14 protein-coding genes are annotated in these 16,442 nt (G+C 46.8%); all 14 read left to right on the top strand.

The annotated features are described in order from the left end of the window. Positions 1 to 2,098: hypothetical protein (locus AAB417_03855; GenBank protein MEK7631133.1), on the top strand; the 2,098-nt coding region annotated here is incomplete at its 5' end. A 135-nt stretch (positions 2,099 to 2,233) separates the two neighbouring features. Then, on the top strand, positions 2,234 to 3,376 hold the full coding sequence (locus AAB417_03850) for a hypothetical protein (protein ID MEK7631132.1): 1,143 nt from the start codon (positions 2,234 to 2,236) through the stop codon (positions 3,374 to 3,376). An 11-nt stretch (positions 3,377 to 3,387) separates the two neighbouring features. Next, positions 3,388 to 5,433, top strand: a complete 2,046-nt coding sequence (gyrB, locus tag AAB417_03845; protein ID MEK7631131.1) for a DNA topoisomerase (ATP-hydrolyzing) subunit B — start codon at positions 3,388 to 3,390, stop codon at positions 5,431 to 5,433. Positions 5,434 to 5,474: 41 nt separating this feature from the next. Continuing rightward, a complete protein-coding gene (locus AAB417_03840; GenBank protein MEK7631130.1) occupies positions 5,475 to 5,726 on the top strand; it encodes a hypothetical protein in 252 nt (83 codons plus the stop codon). Positions 5,727 to 5,951: 225 nt separating this feature from the next. Then, positions 5,952 to 6,122 (top strand): hypothetical protein, encoded by a 171-nt coding sequence (locus AAB417_03835; GenBank protein MEK7631129.1) that lies wholly within the window; start codon positions 5,952 to 5,954, stop codon positions 6,120 to 6,122. 94 nt (positions 6,123 to 6,216) lie between these two features. Continuing rightward, on the top strand, positions 6,217 to 6,402 hold the full coding sequence (gene secE, locus AAB417_03830) for a preprotein translocase subunit SecE (protein MEK7631128.1): 186 nt from the start codon (positions 6,217 to 6,219) through the stop codon (positions 6,400 to 6,402). A 17-nt stretch (positions 6,403 to 6,419) separates the two neighbouring features. Further along, positions 6,420 to 6,965 carry a transcription termination/antitermination protein NusG gene (gene nusG / locus AAB417_03825; protein ID MEK7631127.1) on the top strand — a complete coding sequence of 182 codons (546 nt, stop codon included), beginning with the start codon at positions 6,420 to 6,422 and terminating at the stop codon, positions 6,963 to 6,965. 24 nt (positions 6,966 to 6,989) lie between these two features. Then, positions 6,990 to 7,415 (top strand): 50S ribosomal protein L11, encoded by a 426-nt coding sequence (gene rplK, locus AAB417_03820; GenBank protein ID MEK7631126.1) that lies wholly within the window; start codon positions 6,990 to 6,992, stop codon positions 7,413 to 7,415. Positions 7,416 to 7,472: 57 nt separating this feature from the next. Next, the gene (gene tmk, locus AAB417_03815; protein ID MEK7631125.1) at positions 7,473 to 8,087 is read left to right on the top strand and encodes a dTMP kinase; all 615 of its coding nucleotides are present in this window, start codon (positions 7,473 to 7,475) and stop codon (positions 8,085 to 8,087) included. Between the two features lie 13 nt (positions 8,088 to 8,100). Next, positions 8,101 to 9,210: a 2'-deoxycytidine 5'-triphosphate deaminase gene (locus tag AAB417_03810; protein MEK7631124.1), complete on the top strand. Its 1,110-nt coding sequence runs from the start codon at positions 8,101 to 8,103 to the stop codon at positions 9,208 to 9,210. Then, on the top strand, positions 9,207 to 10,715 hold the full coding sequence (locus AAB417_03805; GenBank protein MEK7631123.1) for a thymidylate synthase: 1,509 nt from the start codon (positions 9,207 to 9,209) through the stop codon (positions 10,713 to 10,715). Before AAB417_03810 ends, AAB417_03805 begins: the two co-directional genes overlap by 4 nt. A 65-nt stretch (positions 10,716 to 10,780) precedes the next feature. Continuing rightward, positions 10,781 to 12,082, top strand: a complete 1,302-nt coding sequence (secD, locus tag AAB417_03800; protein MEK7631122.1) for a protein translocase subunit SecD — start codon at positions 10,781 to 10,783, stop codon at positions 12,080 to 12,082. Positions 12,083 to 12,088: 6 nt separating this feature from the next. After that, positions 12,089 to 12,970 (top strand): protein translocase subunit SecF, encoded by an 882-nt coding sequence (gene secF, locus AAB417_03795; protein ID MEK7631121.1) that lies wholly within the window; start codon positions 12,089 to 12,091, stop codon positions 12,968 to 12,970. Between the two features lie 223 nt (positions 12,971 to 13,193). Beyond that, positions 13,194 to 16,430 (top strand): DNA-directed RNA polymerase subunit beta, encoded by a 3,237-nt coding sequence (locus AAB417_03790; protein MEK7631120.1) that lies wholly within the window; start codon positions 13,194 to 13,196, stop codon positions 16,428 to 16,430. Positions 16,431 to 16,442 lie beyond the last annotated feature (12 nt).

Raw genomic sequence — 16,442 nt, 5'->3', positions numbered from 1 at the left:
TCCAGTTCCCCCCCCACCACCGCCTGTCGTTCTTCTTCCCGCGCCTGTACCACCACCTCCGCCCGAGACACACACATCCGGAGACGGTAGTTACCGTGGCGAGCGCGTACGTGTGCATGCACCAGGATCTACGGCAAAAGTGCGCGCGACACCCGCTGGTACTACGCTTGGTACCCAGCCGCACAGTGCTATCGGCACGATTGTTGATGGTGGCGTATACGGTGCCTCCACATGGGGTTATGGCTGGTGGAAGGTTAACTTTGATTCAGGTCTTGATGGTTGGGTGGCCGCTACCCACAATACTGGCAATACTGCTTTTTTTCTTCTCCAAAAGCTTGACGGGTCTTCCTTGAACCATCCTGCGGGCGCTACAGCAAGCGTACATTGTCCGTTTGGTATCGTCTCGCTCACAGGAGCTCTCGGTGACGAGTTTGGCAATAAGGGCTTACGGGGGCAACAGCTTGCGTACAAAGAATCACATTGTTATTCGATTCGTGTGACCGAGCCAAAAGATTTTCTGGTAGTTGGTACTGACAACGAGTTGGCGGTAGGTATCCGCGTGATCGGAGATATTGGGGCCGAACTGATAGCGCCCAATCCACAGGCTGTGGCAACTGATGGTGATGTCGGTAGTCAAAGCAGTTACGGCAATTTCAATGGTGGCGAGGTAGTGGTGAGAGCCACGGGCGGTGGTAAGGTACCTGCTGGTGAATATATTTTACGCATAGAGCGAACACCGGTAGCGGCATGGGTTGAAAATGGATGCGCCTCCGGCTTCCCAAACGCATTTTACTGCAGTGAAAAGCAAAAGTTCGGCGTATACTGGCGCCAAGAAGATCGCATCACTACGCCAGTCACCGTATGTCCTATGGGATATGAAGAGTTTAGTGGATTCGGAGGAACTGACAACAATTCGTTCTATGGTAAAGGTAAGAATATGAACGGAGATGGCGAAATAAAGTTGCCTTTTGGGCAGACACAAAAATATTGCGCTAAAAATGTTGAGTCGATAAACCTAGCCAGATTTCAGATGGGTTCATATGACAATTATCAATGTAACTCTATTTTACTAAAAGTCTCGCCTCCACGGGGGTCTGGTGTTGCACGAGTAATTGATATATCCACGCAGCCAACGGTTGCCATGCTTATTCCTGATAGAGCTCTATCTTTAGGTGTGTGGCTTGTAGAGATTGCGGCCACTACAGACACATTTCATGCGTCTCCAGATTGCATAGCTTCCTATGCGGCAGTTGTAGCGTTTTCAACTAGCACTAGGCAACCTGTGCCTCCACCTCCTCCTGCGCCAGTACCACCTCCACCACCCCCAGCGCCACAAGAATACACCATGCTACGCGTACGCAGAGTCGGCGCTGATGACACATTTGCATCTGCTCCTGTAGGTACCGCCGTCACTGTACGGCCCGTACCTACAGGTGCCGCATTGATTACGGACAATACAGCAAATCCCTTGATCTTGAAAAGTGATCTTGGCGTAAACGCTTTTGAAGTTCGCGTGCAGGGTCCCACAGGATACGATGTTGATATCGGCATTTGTCGTGGCAATTTTAGCGAGACAGGCAGAGAACCATGCGCGGTACCTGATGCCGAATTTGTCGATGCAACCTGTACTGCGGGTGTTTGCTCGGCGATCGTGAGCACTCAGCAGCAAAAGCATACCAAGGTGGTATTTAGATATACGCCCATCGGAGTACAGCCTCCGCCACCCCCACCACCAGCGTCATTAACATTGGGCATCGGCGCTCCCATCCGTATCAAGGCTCTTCCCGAATCGACTGCTGGCGCAAATTATCGTAATGACCCTCTACCCGATGGTTCGTGCGGCACCCCCAAAGGCGAAGAGCTGGTAGGCGCGCGCGGCACTGTTATCGGCGCGAGAAATGTTTGTACTACTGACGGTCGCCGACGCTGGAAGATTCGATTTACGAGTGGTGCCGAGGGTTGGGTGACGCAAAATCGTCTCGAAGTCGTCTCGCCCACATCATTTGCGCCGAGCGCCTCTGATCCCGCGATTGCCAATACTCTCGATGGTCTTCGTCGGTCAATTGAGAATCTACAAAACCTTATCAACCAACATTAGAAGACGATACTAGAAAGTTCAAAAATACCGCCAAGGGGCGGTATTCTTGGTCAGTAGCGCGCTGGAAAAGGGAGTGTATTTCTGCTACAATAAAGCGTACTCAATCACTACCAGCAAACGAAAAACCACCATATCATGCATAAGCAGATAACGATTCGCGATCCCCGCGAGGCCGACTTGCTCAAAGAGCTGGAAGGTAGAAAAGACATCAAGGCGGAGAGGATAAAAAGAATGCTCAAGCTGCCCGATCTCTCTAAAAAAGATTTTTCTCCCGTAAAAATTTTGTTTGATCAGATCATTAGCTTGCCGCGCTTTGATAGTTTTGATGTGGTTGATTTTCCCAAAATTGTATCGGTACAAGATAACTTTGATCTGCTCAATACACCAAAAGATCATCCGAGCAGGAGGGAGACCGATACCTACTACATAAATGAGCAGCAACTCTTACGGACGCAAACAACCGCCTTTTGGTCGTACTATTTGCGCGATCCCGATGTTTTACAGAGGCTCAAGACTGACGGTCAGGTAGCCGCGCTCTCGCCAGGAATCGTATTTCGCAAAGATGAAATTGATCGGCACCATTTTCCCGCTTTTCATCAGATTGATGGTCTTCTGATTTGTAAAAAAGAAAAGAAAGTCATTACTCAACAAGACCTCAAAGATGTGCAGGTAGATCTGGCGCGCGGGCTTTTTGGTAAAGAGATTGAATACAAATTTCTTGATGATAATTTCCCCTATACTATCGAGAGTCTCGAGATGGATATTATGTTCAACGGTGACTGGCTTGAGGTCAACGGCGCGGGGCTTGTCAATCCTATCGTTTTGAAAAATTTTGGATTAGATCCAGAAGTATATAATGGCTGGGCTTTCGGTTTTGGCGAACGGCTTGCTATGATAAAGATGGAAATCCCCGATATCAGGATTTTGTGGTTTAATGATTCGCGTATCACAAACCAGTTCAAAGATATCAATAGCAAATATAAGGCAGTCAGCAAATTTCCGCCTATCGCGCGAGACATATCATTTGTTATTGATACATCAGTAAGCTTAAATAATTATTACGAGATTGTCCGAGATTTTGCTGAAAACTTGATCGAAGAGGTGCAGCTTATTGACGAGTACGAAGATGCGGGTAAATTTGGAGCCGATAAAAAATCATATACCTTTCGCATTGTGTACCGCTCACTCGAGCGAACGCTCACGCACGACGAAGTGAGCATAATCCAAGATCAAATAATCAAAAAGACCCAAGATGCTCTGGGTGCTGTTATCAGGTAGATAGTTTATATATGGCAAAAAATAAATCAGAAAAAAAGACTGAATCCAACGGCGACTATAGCGCCAAGGACATTCATGTACTCGAAGGATTGGATCCGGTGCGTAAGCGTCCCGGTATGTATATTGGCTCGACGGGAGTCGATGGCCTTCATCACCTTATTTGGGAGGTAGTTGATAACTCGATTGACGAGGCGATGGCGGGATACGCAAAAAATATCTCCATCGTTCTTTTGCCAAAAAATCAGGTACGCGTGGTAGATGATGGCCGCGGTATTCCCGTAGACATTCACAAGCAAACCAAAAAATCAGCGCTCGAGACGGTGCTTACCACACTGCATGCGGGAGGTAAATTTGGCGGTGATGCGTATAAAGTCGCAGGTGGGCTCCACGGTGTAGGCGTGTCAGTGGTAAACGCACTCTCGATTTGGCTCAAAGCCGAGGTATGTAAAGAAGGCTTTTTGTATACGCAAGAATACGAGCGTGGCAAGCCAAAATATAATGTAAAAAAAGTGGGTAAGTGTGACGGATCAGGCACAGCGATTACTTTTGAGCCAGACGCGGAGATCTTCAAAGAGATTGAATATAATTGGGAAAAAATTCTTGAGCGTATCCGCCAACAGGCATATCTCAACCAAGGTATTTATGTTGTTATCCATGATGAGCGCAAAAAAGGAGAAGAGAAGGCGCATGCGTTTTATTTTGAAGGCGGTATCAAATCATATATCAAACATGTCAATCGCCGGTTTGCGCCAAAGCATGATGATATTTTTTATGTAAACAAAGAAGAAAACAGTGTGATGGTGGAGGCGGCATTGCAATATGCCGATGACCTCTCAACGCGTGAGCTCGGATTTGCCAACTGTATCCATACACCCGAGGGCGGCATGCATATTACTGGTTTTCGTACGGCGCTCACGCGCGTGCTTAACGATTACGGCAAGAAAAACAATTATTTTAACAAAGATGATGACAACTTGACCGGTGAAGATGTGCGCGAGGGTATGACGGCGATTATCTCGGTCAAGATACGGGAGACACAATTTGAAGGTCAGACCAAAGCAAAGCTGGGTAATCCCGAGGCGAGAGGGGCGGTAGAAAAAGTATTTGGTGAAGCATTTTCCTCATGGCTTGAAGAGCATCCGCAGGAAGCCCGCATTATCTTAGACAAAGTATTACTTGCGGCAAAAGCGCGTAGAGCTGCCAAAGCCGTCAAGGAAACCATCATGCGCAAAGGCGCCTTGGAGGGCATGACGCTCCCGGGTAAGCTTGCCGATTGCCAATCAAAAAACGCGGAAGATTCCGAGATCTTTATCGTAGAGGGTGACTCGGCAGGTGGTTCGGCAAAGCAGGCGCGTGACCGTAGAACACAGGCAATCTTGCCACTGCGAGGTAAGATTCTCAATGTCGAGCGCGCACGCCTGGATCGGATGTTGGGTTCCGAGCAGATTAAAAATCTTGTTATTGCCCTTGGTACCGCTATCGCTGATGAATTTGATATCGAACGCCTGCGCTATCACAAAGTAGTTATTATGACTGATGCTGATGTGGACGGTGCGCATATTCGCACGCTGTTACTCACACTTTTTTATCGTTATTTTCGTCCGCTCATTGATGCCGGCTTCATCTATATAGCCCAACCACCACTCTATCGGGTACAGCAGCGGCGCGAGGTTCGCTATGCATATTCGGATAGCGAGAAAGATCGCGTGGTAAAAGAATTCCAAAAGATAAAAGCAGAAAAAGCTAGCAAGGGCGCCAAAGAGGAACCTGAAGAAATAGAAGAGGTGATGGGGGTAGAATCAGATTCAGAGGCGCCGGTAGGAGATAATAAGCTCAAGGGCATCACCATACAGCGCTACAAAGGTTTGGGCGAGATGAACCCCGAACAGCTTTGGGAAACCACCATGGATCCCGCCAAACGCATCATGAAGCAGGTGACTATCGATGATGGTGAGGCGGCTGACGAAGTATTTGATATCCTCATGGGTGATGAAGTTGCCCCTCGTAAGCACTTCATCCAAACCCACGCCAAATCCGTTAAGAATTTGGATGTATAATTACAACTTGTTGAATCTTGTTCGTGTTCTATACTAAAGCCATGGACGATAAGCAAACTCAAAAGGTAACGCTTGATGACTTGGCTAGCATGATTGAGCGCAATATTGCACACAAAGAAGATATTGATCGGCTTGAGAATCATATGGTGGGCATGGATGGTAAGATGAATAAAATGGTTGAGATGATTGCGCAGTTGCCAACACGCGATGAAATGCGTGATCTATTGAGTATTCGTCAGCGTGTTGATGAGATTGCCCGCAATATTCGTGAGAAGCTTCATGTTGAGGTTTAGTTTTATGCGGTACGAATACTTTATCCAAACCCACGCCAAATCCGTCAAAAATTTGGATGTATGAGGCGTCTCACTCCAATATTCCTAAGGTCATGTGCAATTTTTTTATTAACACTTCTTGCATTTGTCGCGGCTCTTCATGTTGTGGTTTCCTTTGATGTAAGTCGGCATAGTGCAATAGTATCCATGCCCTTCTTTTTTCCAGCAGCCATATTCATTCTTGGAATGATATTCATTGGTAGAAAAGGCGAGCGATTAATAATCATTGCTACTAGTGTCTTACTTTTTCTCATTCTCAGTATCGTTTTAGCAATGTTCAACCCCGCGCGTGCATCAAGCTTCGATTCGCGCATCAAGGAGACGTCCGCGGGCATGGGCATTTCGGTGGTAAAATAGCCCCCTTGCGCTCTTTTGTGAGGCGTGATATATTAGGCATACAAATCGTTACTTAGATAGAGGCCTCCGGGCCTTTTAAAAATCTCAAAATACTATGTTTACCCGATTTTCGAACTATATAAAGGAAACTCGCCAAGAACTCTATAAGGTTAACTGGCCTACCCGCGCGCAGGCGATTCAGTCGACCTTGATTGTCATTTTCGTCTCGATTGGTGTCGCGCTCTTTTTAGGAGCATTTGATTATATCTTCGCAGCACTTTTGCGAACAATTATTTTTTAATCTTTTAGTTTACTATTATGCCAAAACAAACCTCAGAATTTGGCAGGAACTGGTACGCGGTACATACCTATTCAGGGTATGAAGACGCGGTAGCGCGCAATCTCCGCCAGCGCGTGGAAACCATGGGCATGGAAGACAAAATCTTTGCCGTCATTGTGCCGACCGAAAAGCGCATCATGATCAAGGGTGGCAAGCGCAAGACTATTGAGGAAAAAATTTACCCCGGGTATGTATTGATCGATATGATCGTGACTGACGACTCATGGTATGTCGTACGCAACACGCCTCGTGTGACTGGTTTCGTAGGTGCGGGCGTAGTACCATCACCACTCGATCAGTCAGAAGTTGATATGTTGCTCTCGCGCATGGGTGAGGCCGAACCTCGCCACAAGATCAACATTGTACGGGGCGACCATGTACGGATCACTGACGGGCCATTTAAAGAAATGGAGGGTCGCGTCGAAGAAGTTGATGAAGAACGAGGCAAGATAAAAGTGCTCATAGCGCTTTTTGGCCGCGAAACGCCCGTAGAGATCGACCCGTTGCAGACCAAGAAATTATAAGGTAGACTTGTCCCACAAACGACTATGGCAAAAGAAGTAAAAATAAAAATAAAGCTCCAGATTCCGGCAGCCAAGGCTACTCCAGCGCCACCGGTCGGAACCGCACTCGGGCCCCATGGTATCAACCTTGGTGATTTTGTCTCGCGTTTCAATTCAGGTACCGCTGACCGCGCAGGCGAGATTGTACCCGTTGAGGTGACTATTTTCACTGACCGTTCTTTTGAGATGGTGTTCAAAACTGCGCCCGCCTCCGACATGCTCCGCAAAGCGGCAGGCGTTGAGAAAGGTTCAGGCCAACCATTGCAAACAAAAGTAGGCACCGTATCAGACACGCAACTCACCGAAATCGCCCAGAAAAAAATGGAGGATCTCAACGCAAACGATGTAGACGCAGCAAAGAAAATTGTCGCCGGTACCGCTCGCTCAATGGGTATTGAGATTAAGAAATAATTTATTTATACCGGATTTTCCCTTGTAAAATAGTCTCGCGCGCGAGACTATTTTGCTATGGGTAAGCTGATTGTATTTGAAGGAGGTGAATTTGTTGGAAAATCTACCCAGGTGAAGCTGCTTGCCAAGCGGCTCGAAGTCCTTGGTAAACAGGTTATAGTTACCCGTGAGCCAGGGGGAACTCCAGAGGGTATGGCATTACGCAAAAAACTTCTTGCCGGAGGTCTTTTACCAAAAGAAGAGCTTAACTGTTTTCTTGAGGGGCGACGGTTGCATGTCAATCAAGTGATATTGCCAGAGCTTGCGCAAGATTCATATATATTGTGCGATAGATTTTCAGGGTCAACCTACGTATATCAACATATTGGGCGAGGATTACCTCTAGATGGAATTCGTACTCTTGATGCAGAGGCGCGCAAGGGCGTAATTCCCGACGTTGAGATACTGCTTGATATGGATCCTCAGGTGGCATTTGTAAGGCATGAAACGCGCAAAGAAGAGCTGACGACTTTTGAAAAAGAAAATTTAGACTTTCATAAGAAAATTCGCCAAGGATACTTAAATCTTTTTCCTTTTCCGTTCGTGCGAGAGATTATTCGTGCCGACCAAACTATTGAACAGGTTTCCAAAGATATCTGGACTGCGCTTGAAAAGCGAAATATTTTTACATAGGATGACAAAGAGTATGAGCATAAACCAGGGCGCCTTATCTTCACAAATGATTCATGATCTTATAACAAAAGGTCATATCGTGCATGCCAATATAAAAAACATTCAGCCAGCGAGTCTTGATTTAACTTTGAGCGAAGAAGTGTATCGAGTTGACGCACTTTTTCTTCCTAAGGATGATGAGAAAGTGCGCGAAGCGATGACAAAGGTAAACCCTATACGATTTGCACGCGATGGTGTGTATGAGGTCGGTGTACCATATCTTGCACGTCTTAATGAAACTCTAAATTTACCAAGCGAAATATATGCGTACGCAAACCCAAAAAGCACTACGGGTCGCAATGATGTCAAAGTATCTTTGATCGTAGATGGTATTTCACGATTTGATTCTGCCGGCAAGCGCGGTTTTGTAGGAGAGCTCTGGGCCTTTATCGAGCCCAAATCATTTCGCGTGCAATTGCCGGTAAATGAAACTCTTGTACAGATGCGCTTTTTTAGTAAGGATACTCGTATCAGTGAAGAAGAACTCCCTTCTTTTTACGATCAACACAAGATTTTATTTGATAGCAGTAGTCGATATATTCCATATGATGCGCTCAAAATTTCTGATCGAGATGGGGGAGTGATTCTGACAGTTAACTTAAAAAATGACATTGTGGGTTATGTATGCCACGGATCCCATTCCGTTTTGGATTTTGCAAAACGAAATCATTACGACCCGGCAGATTTTTTTGAGCCCATCGTCAGGCCTTCTAAGGGAATGTTGTTTTTGCGCAAAGGTAGTTTTTATATCTTGTATACTGATGAATACGTGCGCGTTCCTACAAATTTTGCTTGCGAAATGGCGCCTGTCGACATAAGAAATGGTGAATTTCGTTCACACTATGCAGGCTTTATTGACCCAGGATGGGGGTACGGTGAGCGCGGTGATGTGAAGGGCAAGCCCCTTGTTTTAGAAGTACGGCCTTTTGATGACAATATTATGATTTATCACGGTCAGCCGATTTGTAAGTTGGTATTTGAGCGTATGAGCGAAGTGCCTCATGTCATTTACGGCGCAGGATCCGGTTCTCATTATTTTTCCCAAGAAGGTCCGCGTTTGAGTAAACATTTTAAAATATCATGATTTCAGAGGATAAAATTTTTCAGCCGGACAAATATAAGGTGTATTTGGGAGAAGGGCGAACAGTAGGTTTTTGTACTATATGGAATGAGCCAGAAGCAACTATTGGGCGTAACGCAAAATTACTTGAAACTTCAGCTATTGTCGGCACACTTTATAGTCGCCAGGGCGTTAACGCCATCATGCGCAATTTGGCGCTCAATCCTCAAATAAGACGATTATATCTATGGGGTTACGGGACGCTCTCAAATACGCCGTTTGGTCTTGCCGGTAAAGAGATACTCGAAGCTCTTTGGCATGGAGGCATCGATGAAGATCATGTAGTTCGGGGAACTAAATTTAAACTCGATAGTGAGATTCCATGTGAAGTAGTCGAATCTATCCGCGAAAATGTAGAGTTGCTTGATGTAAGCTCTTTTACATTTGATGAGGCACTCAAACAGATTCGTGACGATACCAATGCAAAACCATATATGGATTCCCAAAAGTTTCCCGACCCTGTCTTAGAAGTCGTAGAAAGCTTTCCATCAGAACGGGTGGGTTGGCTTGTGCGTGCGCCAAAAATTATTCAAGCGTGGAGCCGTGTCGTCGAGCGTATTATGCGATATGGTACTATTAAGGGTACGCAGTATGGCATGCAGCAACGTGAGCTTATTGGTGTGACCTGGGTTATTTCTGGTGAGGATCCTTTTCATCCATTCATGGAGGTAGATTGGCCTGAAGATTTACGCAAAACGATTGGGCTTACCGAGGAAGCAATTGAAAAATATCATTCCGTATTTCTTTCCAAGGAGCTTCCTTCAGGTATCTACTATACATATGGTAATAGACTTATGAATTATACTGTTGAAGGGCATGAACCAATAGATCAAATTCGTGATGTGATTATTAAACAGCTTGCATCTTCTCCCGATTCTCGCCGTGCAGTTGCGACAACAATGATCCCAACTATTGATAAAGACAGTAAGGAACCTCCTTGTATCACACAGGTACAGGCGATCCAGAGCGGAGGGGCGCTTCACTTTTTGGTGACTATACGCAGTCATGATATTTTCAAGGCGGCAATCCCAAATGCATTTGGGCTTCGTATGTTACAGAAAACAGTTTCCGAAGAGCTCGGTTTTACTCTTGGTAATCTGCAGATTACATCACAATCAGCTCACATTTATGAAGCCGATTGGTCAGATGCCAAAAAGCTTGCGGCCTGTGAATGGTGGGAGCGTGCGCCTGATATGGTATTTAAGCCCGAGACGAACGCTGATCCTCGAGGCATGGTAGTGATTAGTGTTGACGGTGATGAAATTATAGCTGTCTGCAAAGGGCCAACAGGCGAAGATCTTCTGACGGTGAGTGGTAAGATAGCAAAAGAGGTGTCTCTTAAAATTGCTCACCTAGATCTTTTGGGTAGGATAGATCATGCCATGGATATTGCTATGGAGCTTCAGAAGGCAGAGATCGCGAAACGCAAAGGTGTGACCTATGTTCAAGATCGACCTCTCATATTATAGTACCCGCTTGCCGATCTCGGGCGCATAGGATATGATAGCGTCATTGTTTTCACTCTAGATCTTTCATGAAAGTAAGATTTCTTGCGCTCGGACTTTTGATAGTTGGCATGCTTGCCGGCTATTTTGTCTATCCACGCTGGGGTATTCCTGAGAGTCTCAATGTACCGTTTCGTCTCGGCCTTGATCTCAAGGGCGGTATTCATCTTATCTATCGTGCAGATCTTTCACAGATTGAATCGGGCCAAAGAGGCGAAGCGCTTGAAGGTCTTCGTGATGTCATCGAACGGCGCGTGAATTTTTTTGGCGTCTCTGAACCCGTGGTACGCACCGAGCGCGCGGTTGATGAAGATAGATTGAGTGTCCAGCTTGCCGGTGTTTTTGATGCGGCGACCGCCATTCAGCTTATCGGCGAGACACCCTATCTTGAATTTAAAAAAATAAATCCCAATGTCTCAACAAGTACGCTCGAGTCAAATCCACTTGCTGGTTGGACTTCTACTGAACTCACGGGACGCTATCTCAAGACTGCCGCGATGGAGTTTGATCCTTTGACGAGCATTCCTTCTATTTCTATTACTTTTGACGATGAGGGTGCAAAACTTTTTGAGAATATTACTGCTGACAATATTGGCAAGCCTATCGCTATTTTTCTCGATGGAGTGCCTATAAGTGCACCTACGGTACAAGCGAAGATTACGGGAGGCAAAGCGCAAATCAGCGGCAATTTTACGCGTGAGGAAGCTTTGATGCTCGCTCGTCGTCTCAATTCAGGCGCGTTGCCGGTGCCGATTACCCTTATCTCGCAAGAGCAGGTAGAGCCAGCTAGAGGCGCAGAATCTCTTTCTCGTAGCTTCTTTGCGGGGCTCATAGGGTTTGGTATTGTGGTACTTTTTATGATCTTTTGGTATCGCTTGCCGGGGTTACTTGCAGTGTTTGCACTCGGCATCTATATCTCACTCTCACTCGCTATTTTCAAACTTATCCCCGTAACCCTTACCAATGCTGGTATTGCAGGCGTTATCTTATCTATTGGTATGGCGGTGGATGCCAATGTGCTCATTTTTGAACGCCTCAAAGAAGAATTGCGTCGAGGCCGCACGCTAGCAACGGCAATCGAGGAAGGCTTTAATCGTGCGTGGACATCGGTACGCGACTCAAACATTTCAAGCCTAATTACTTCGCTTATTCTCTGGTATTTTGGTACTGACGCGGTCAAAGGATTTGCCCTCACGCTCGGACTTGGTATCATCGTCTCGATGTTTACGGCGATTGTGGTCACGCGCACATTCTTGCGTGCCACCCATGGTCGTAAGTATGAGGCAGGTCGTGTGCCGTTCTTATATGGTAGCGGGTTTCGCTTGCACTAAATATTTATGAAAATCATTGCAAACAGAAAAATCTTTTATATCTTCTCGATCATATTGGTCGCGGCATCATTGGGTGCGCTTGTAGCAAAAGGTCTTAATTTTGGTCCCGATTTTACAGGAGATGCGGTACTCGATGGTGTATACGCAAACAGCCGTCCGGCGCTCGACGATATTCGCAAAGGTTTTGATGAGGCGCAGATTGAAGTTATCGCATTTGAGGCGCGTGGGGACAATGGTATTTTCTTGCGTACACGGTTTCTTGACGAAGCAAATCACCAAGAAGTTCTCCGCGTTCTTAAATCAAAAGGTGAGTTTACTGAGCAGGGTTTTGTCTCGCACGGCCCTACCGTCGGCAAACAACTACGCAGAAACGCCATCACCGCCATCATCGTTACTTTGTTAGCTATTGTTTGTTTTATCGCATACGCGTTTCGCCAAGTGTCACGACCCGTATCGAGTTGGATTTACGGTCTTGTTGCCGTTGTAGCGCTCGGGCACGATCTCGCGGTTCCTACGGGTCTCTTTGCCTGGTTCGGTTATCAGATTGATTCACTCTACATCTCGGCGTTGCTTACCGTGCTTGGTTTTTCGGTGCACGATACGATTGTGGTGTTTGATCGTTTGCGCGAGAACTTGCGTAAGTCATCAGGCGGTTCGTTTGCCGACATTGCTGAGCGCAGTTTACGCGAAACTATCGTGCGCTCGATCAATACTTCGATGACCACCATTTTGGCCTTGAGCGCCGTCTATTTCTTCGGTGGAGAAACCACTCAACCCTTTGCTCTCGCACTCATCGTAGGTATTGCGGTCGGTACCTATTCATCGATTTTCATCGCAACCCCACTCCTCGTCACTATTGAGGGATGGAAGAATAAAAAGGGGGGTTGACAAGGTACAAAAGCCACCTATAATAAGGAATATCAAGGTAAAAGGGCTAGAGTTATCCACAGGGATGAGTTCATGATATGAGTGGATACTAAGTCCCGCTGATTATCCATTAAAAATCGTGGTTATCCACTTATAACGCGCGACACACAGGCGAAAAGCCCCAAAAAATGAGGGAAAGGGGTTTTTGTTGTCTTGTGCGCATTTTTAATAGCAAAAAGCTTATATGCATATGCAAAAAAAGTATTTTTCGCGCTACAAAGAGCCCCTAGCCCCCCTTCCGTATCTCGCGGAGGCTCAAGTCAAGTCGTATAAATGGTTTTTGGATAAAGGTTTGCGCGAACTACTCGATGAGTTCTCGCCACTTGAAGATACAACGGGCAAGCAGCTCAAAATAGAGTTTCTCGACTATACGCTTGAAGAGTCGGCGACTTCTGTTGAGCATGCCAAACGCAACAACCTCACCTACGAGGCACCATTTCGTGTCAAAGTGCGCCTGACCAACGGCAAGACCGGTGAGATCAAAACGCAAGAGATCTTCTTTGCGGATTTTCCGCTTATGACACCGCACGGTACCTTTATCATTAACGGTATTGAGCGTGTTATTGTTTCTCAACTTGCCCGATCATTCGGCGTGTATTTCACCGCGCAGTATTTCCGTGCAAAAAAACGCTTTGGCGCAAAAATTATCCCAGGCCGTGGTGTATGGCTCGAGTTCGAGACTGATGCTGATGGCGTGATGTGGGTAAAGATTGATAGAAAGCGCAAGATTGCCGCTACCTCTATCTTGCGTATTTTCGGTTTTGCGACCGATGACGAGATTCGCGACGCATTTAAAGATGTCGATACTGGCGAGATCTCATCGATCGAGGAAACTCTCAAAAAAGATACTACCAAAACTCCTGATGAGGCATATGTCGAAATCTACAAGCGCATTCGTCCAGGAGAGATGGCGGCTATTGATAATGCCAAGCAGCTTATCGTCTCGATGTTCGCGCCCGCCAGGTACGACCTCCATGTGGTGGGTCGCTACAAGATGAATTTGCGCTTTAAACAGATGGGCGGTGGCGATGAAGATTCGCGTGTGCTCACCAAAAAAGATATGACGCTCATTTTGCGCGAGGTTATCCGTAAAAATAACACGCCCGATGAGATGGAAGACGATATTGACCACCTTGGCCACCGCCGCGTACGCGGCATTGGTGAGATGCTACAAAATCGCCTTCGCATTGGTATGGCTCGTATGGAGCGCAACATTCATGATCGTATCTCGACGCTTGATACTGATATGGTAACGCCCGCGCAGATCATCAACGCGCGTCCGTTTATGTCCGTGCTCAAAGAATTTTTTACTACCAACCAGCTCTCACAGTTCATGGATCAGATCAATGTGCTCTCACAGCTCGAGCACAAACGACGCCTGTCCGCACTTGGGCCCGGAGGTTTGACTCGTGAGCGCGCCGGTTTTGAAGTGCGCGATGTGCATCCTTCACACTATGGCCGCATTTGCCCGATCCAGACGCCGGAAGGTCCAAACATCGGTCTTGTTAGTTATTTGGCGACCTATGCGCGCGTCAATGATTTTGGTTTGATTGAAACTCCGTACCGCAAGGTGACCAAGGGCAACATCTCATCTGAAGTTATTTATATGACTGCATTTGAAGAATCGCAGTATGTTATCGCGCCTGCAGACATCAACTATGAAAAAGATGGCGCGATTGTCGATGAAGAAGTAGAAGCTCGCGTCAAAGGCCAGCCAAAACGCGTGAACCGCGTAGACATCAATTATATTGATGTCATCCCAAATCAAGCATTTAGTATTGCGACGAGCTTGATTCCATTTTTGTCTCACGACGATGCAAACCGCGCCCTTATGGGTTCAAACATGCAGAGGCAAGCCGTACCGTGTATCAAGGCGCAAAATCCCTTGGTAGCAACGGGTATGGAGGCACGAGCAGCAGCTGACTCCGGTCTTTTGGTGCTCGCAGAGGAGGACGGCAAAGTGATCTATGTTGATGCTTCCCGCATTTCGGTACGCACGGGACATCATGACAAAGAGTACGAATTGGTAACTTTTGCTCGCTCAAACCAAGATACTTCTCTTCACCATATGCCGATCGTCAAAGTAGGGGATCGCGTCGTTAAGGGGCAGGTACTTGCTGATAACTCATCGACCAAAGGGGGTGAGCTTGCGTTAGGACAAAACCTTATCGTCGCGTTTCTGTCATGGGGTGGCGCAACTTTTGAAGACGCGATCATCATCTCGGAGCGCTTGGTAAAAGACGATCGTTTTACCTCGATTCATATTGAAGAGTTTACGATAGATGTTCGTGATACCAAACTTGGTGAAGAAATCACCACGCACGATATTCCCAATGTCGGTGAAGAAAAACTCAAAGATCTCGACGAAGACGGCGTGATTCGTGTCGGTGCGGAGGTTCGCACGGGCGATATCCTCGTCGGTAAAATTTCACCAAAAGGTGAATCGGATCTTACGCCAGAAGAGCGCTTGCTCCGTGCCATTTTCGGTGAGAAAGCAAAAGAAGTAAAAGACTCATCACTGCGCCTTCCACACGGCAAACGAGGCCGTATTGTCGGCATCAAAACTTTCTCGCGCGAGAAAGGCGATCGTCTCGAGACTGGTGTTATCAAACGCATTCTTATTGAAGTAGCACAATTACGCAAAATATCAGTGGGCGACAAGCTCGCGGGCCGTCACGGCAACAAAGGCGTTATCTCAAAAGTACTTCCCGAAGAAGACATGCCATACCTTGTCGATGGCCGTCCAGTAGACATTATCCTCAACCCGCTTGGTGTTGCATCTCGTATGAATCTCGGTCAGATTTTGGAGACACACTTGGGTCTTGCCGCACGCAAGCTTGGATATCAGGCAATCTGCCCACCATTTATTTGTCCTACCGAAGATGAAATTAAAGAAGAGCTTGAGAAGGCCGGCATCCCGCGTTCAGGCAAGGTGCCTCTCTTCGACGGTCGCACCGGTGAAAAATTTGAATCCGATGTAATGGTAGGTAATGTCTATGTCTTGAAGCTTAACCATATGGTAGAAGACAAGATCCACATGCGTTCAATCGGGCCTTACTCGCTTATCACCCAGCAACCGCTTGGTGGCAAAGCACAGGGCGGGGGTCAGCGCTTTGGCGAGATGGAAGTATGGGCACTCGAAGGATACGGCGCATCACATACTTTGCAAGAAATGATCACGATTAAATCCGATGATGTTATTGGACGCGCCGCCATGTATGACGCGATCGTGCGAGGCGAGAAGCTCAAAAATCCGCGCGTACCCGCATCATTCTATGTGTTGGTAAATGAAATGAAGGGTCTCGCGCTCAATGTCATCATTAACGAGCGAGAAGTTGCTCCCGAAGAAGATATGACCGCAGAAGATTCAGAAGAGCGCCCAGCGCGCAAAGGTCGGGAACGCACGGAGCGATACGCCTAATTCTATACATTA

Source organism: Patescibacteria group bacterium, from assembly GCA_038064855.1.
Lineage (GTDB): Bacteria > Patescibacteriota > Minisyncoccia > Ryanbacterales > GWA2-47-10b > SICQ01.
The sequence above is the reverse complement of the archived record's forward strand: the minus strand, read 5'-3'. Positions and strand labels throughout refer to the sequence as shown.

What these genes read in the sequence shown, in the direction of transcription:
- AAB417_03850 (MEK7631132.1), top strand. Translation starts at nt 2,234, where the DNA reads ATGCATAAGCAGATAACGATTCGCGATCCCCGCGAGGCCGACTTGCTC.
- gyrB (MEK7631131.1), top strand. Translation starts at nt 3,388, where the DNA reads ATGGCAAAAAATAAATCAGAAAAAAAGACTGAATCCAACGGCGACTAT.
- AAB417_03840 (MEK7631130.1), top strand. Translation starts at nt 5,475, where the DNA reads ATGGACGATAAGCAAACTCAAAAGGTAACGCTTGATGACTTGGCTAGC.
- AAB417_03835 (MEK7631129.1), top strand. Translation starts at nt 5,952, where the DNA reads ATGATATTCATTGGTAGAAAAGGCGAGCGATTAATAATCATTGCTACT.
- secE (MEK7631128.1), top strand. Translation starts at nt 6,217, where the DNA reads ATGTTTACCCGATTTTCGAACTATATAAAGGAAACTCGCCAAGAACTC.
- nusG (MEK7631127.1), top strand. Translation starts at nt 6,420, where the DNA reads ATGCCAAAACAAACCTCAGAATTTGGCAGGAACTGGTACGCGGTACAT.
- rplK (MEK7631126.1), top strand. Translation starts at nt 6,990, where the DNA reads ATGGCAAAAGAAGTAAAAATAAAAATAAAGCTCCAGATTCCGGCAGCC.
- tmk (MEK7631125.1), top strand. Translation starts at nt 7,473, where the DNA reads ATGGGTAAGCTGATTGTATTTGAAGGAGGTGAATTTGTTGGAAAATCT.
- AAB417_03810 (MEK7631124.1), top strand. Translation starts at nt 8,101, where the DNA reads ATGAGCATAAACCAGGGCGCCTTATCTTCACAAATGATTCATGATCTT.
- AAB417_03805 (MEK7631123.1), top strand. Translation starts at nt 9,207, where the DNA reads ATGATTTCAGAGGATAAAATTTTTCAGCCGGACAAATATAAGGTGTAT.
- secD (MEK7631122.1), top strand. Translation starts at nt 10,781, where the DNA reads ATGAAAGTAAGATTTCTTGCGCTCGGACTTTTGATAGTTGGCATGCTT.
- secF (MEK7631121.1), top strand. Translation starts at nt 12,089, where the DNA reads ATGAAAATCATTGCAAACAGAAAAATCTTTTATATCTTCTCGATCATA.
- AAB417_03790 (MEK7631120.1), top strand. Translation starts at nt 13,194, where the DNA reads ATGCATATGCAAAAAAAGTATTTTTCGCGCTACAAAGAGCCCCTAGCC.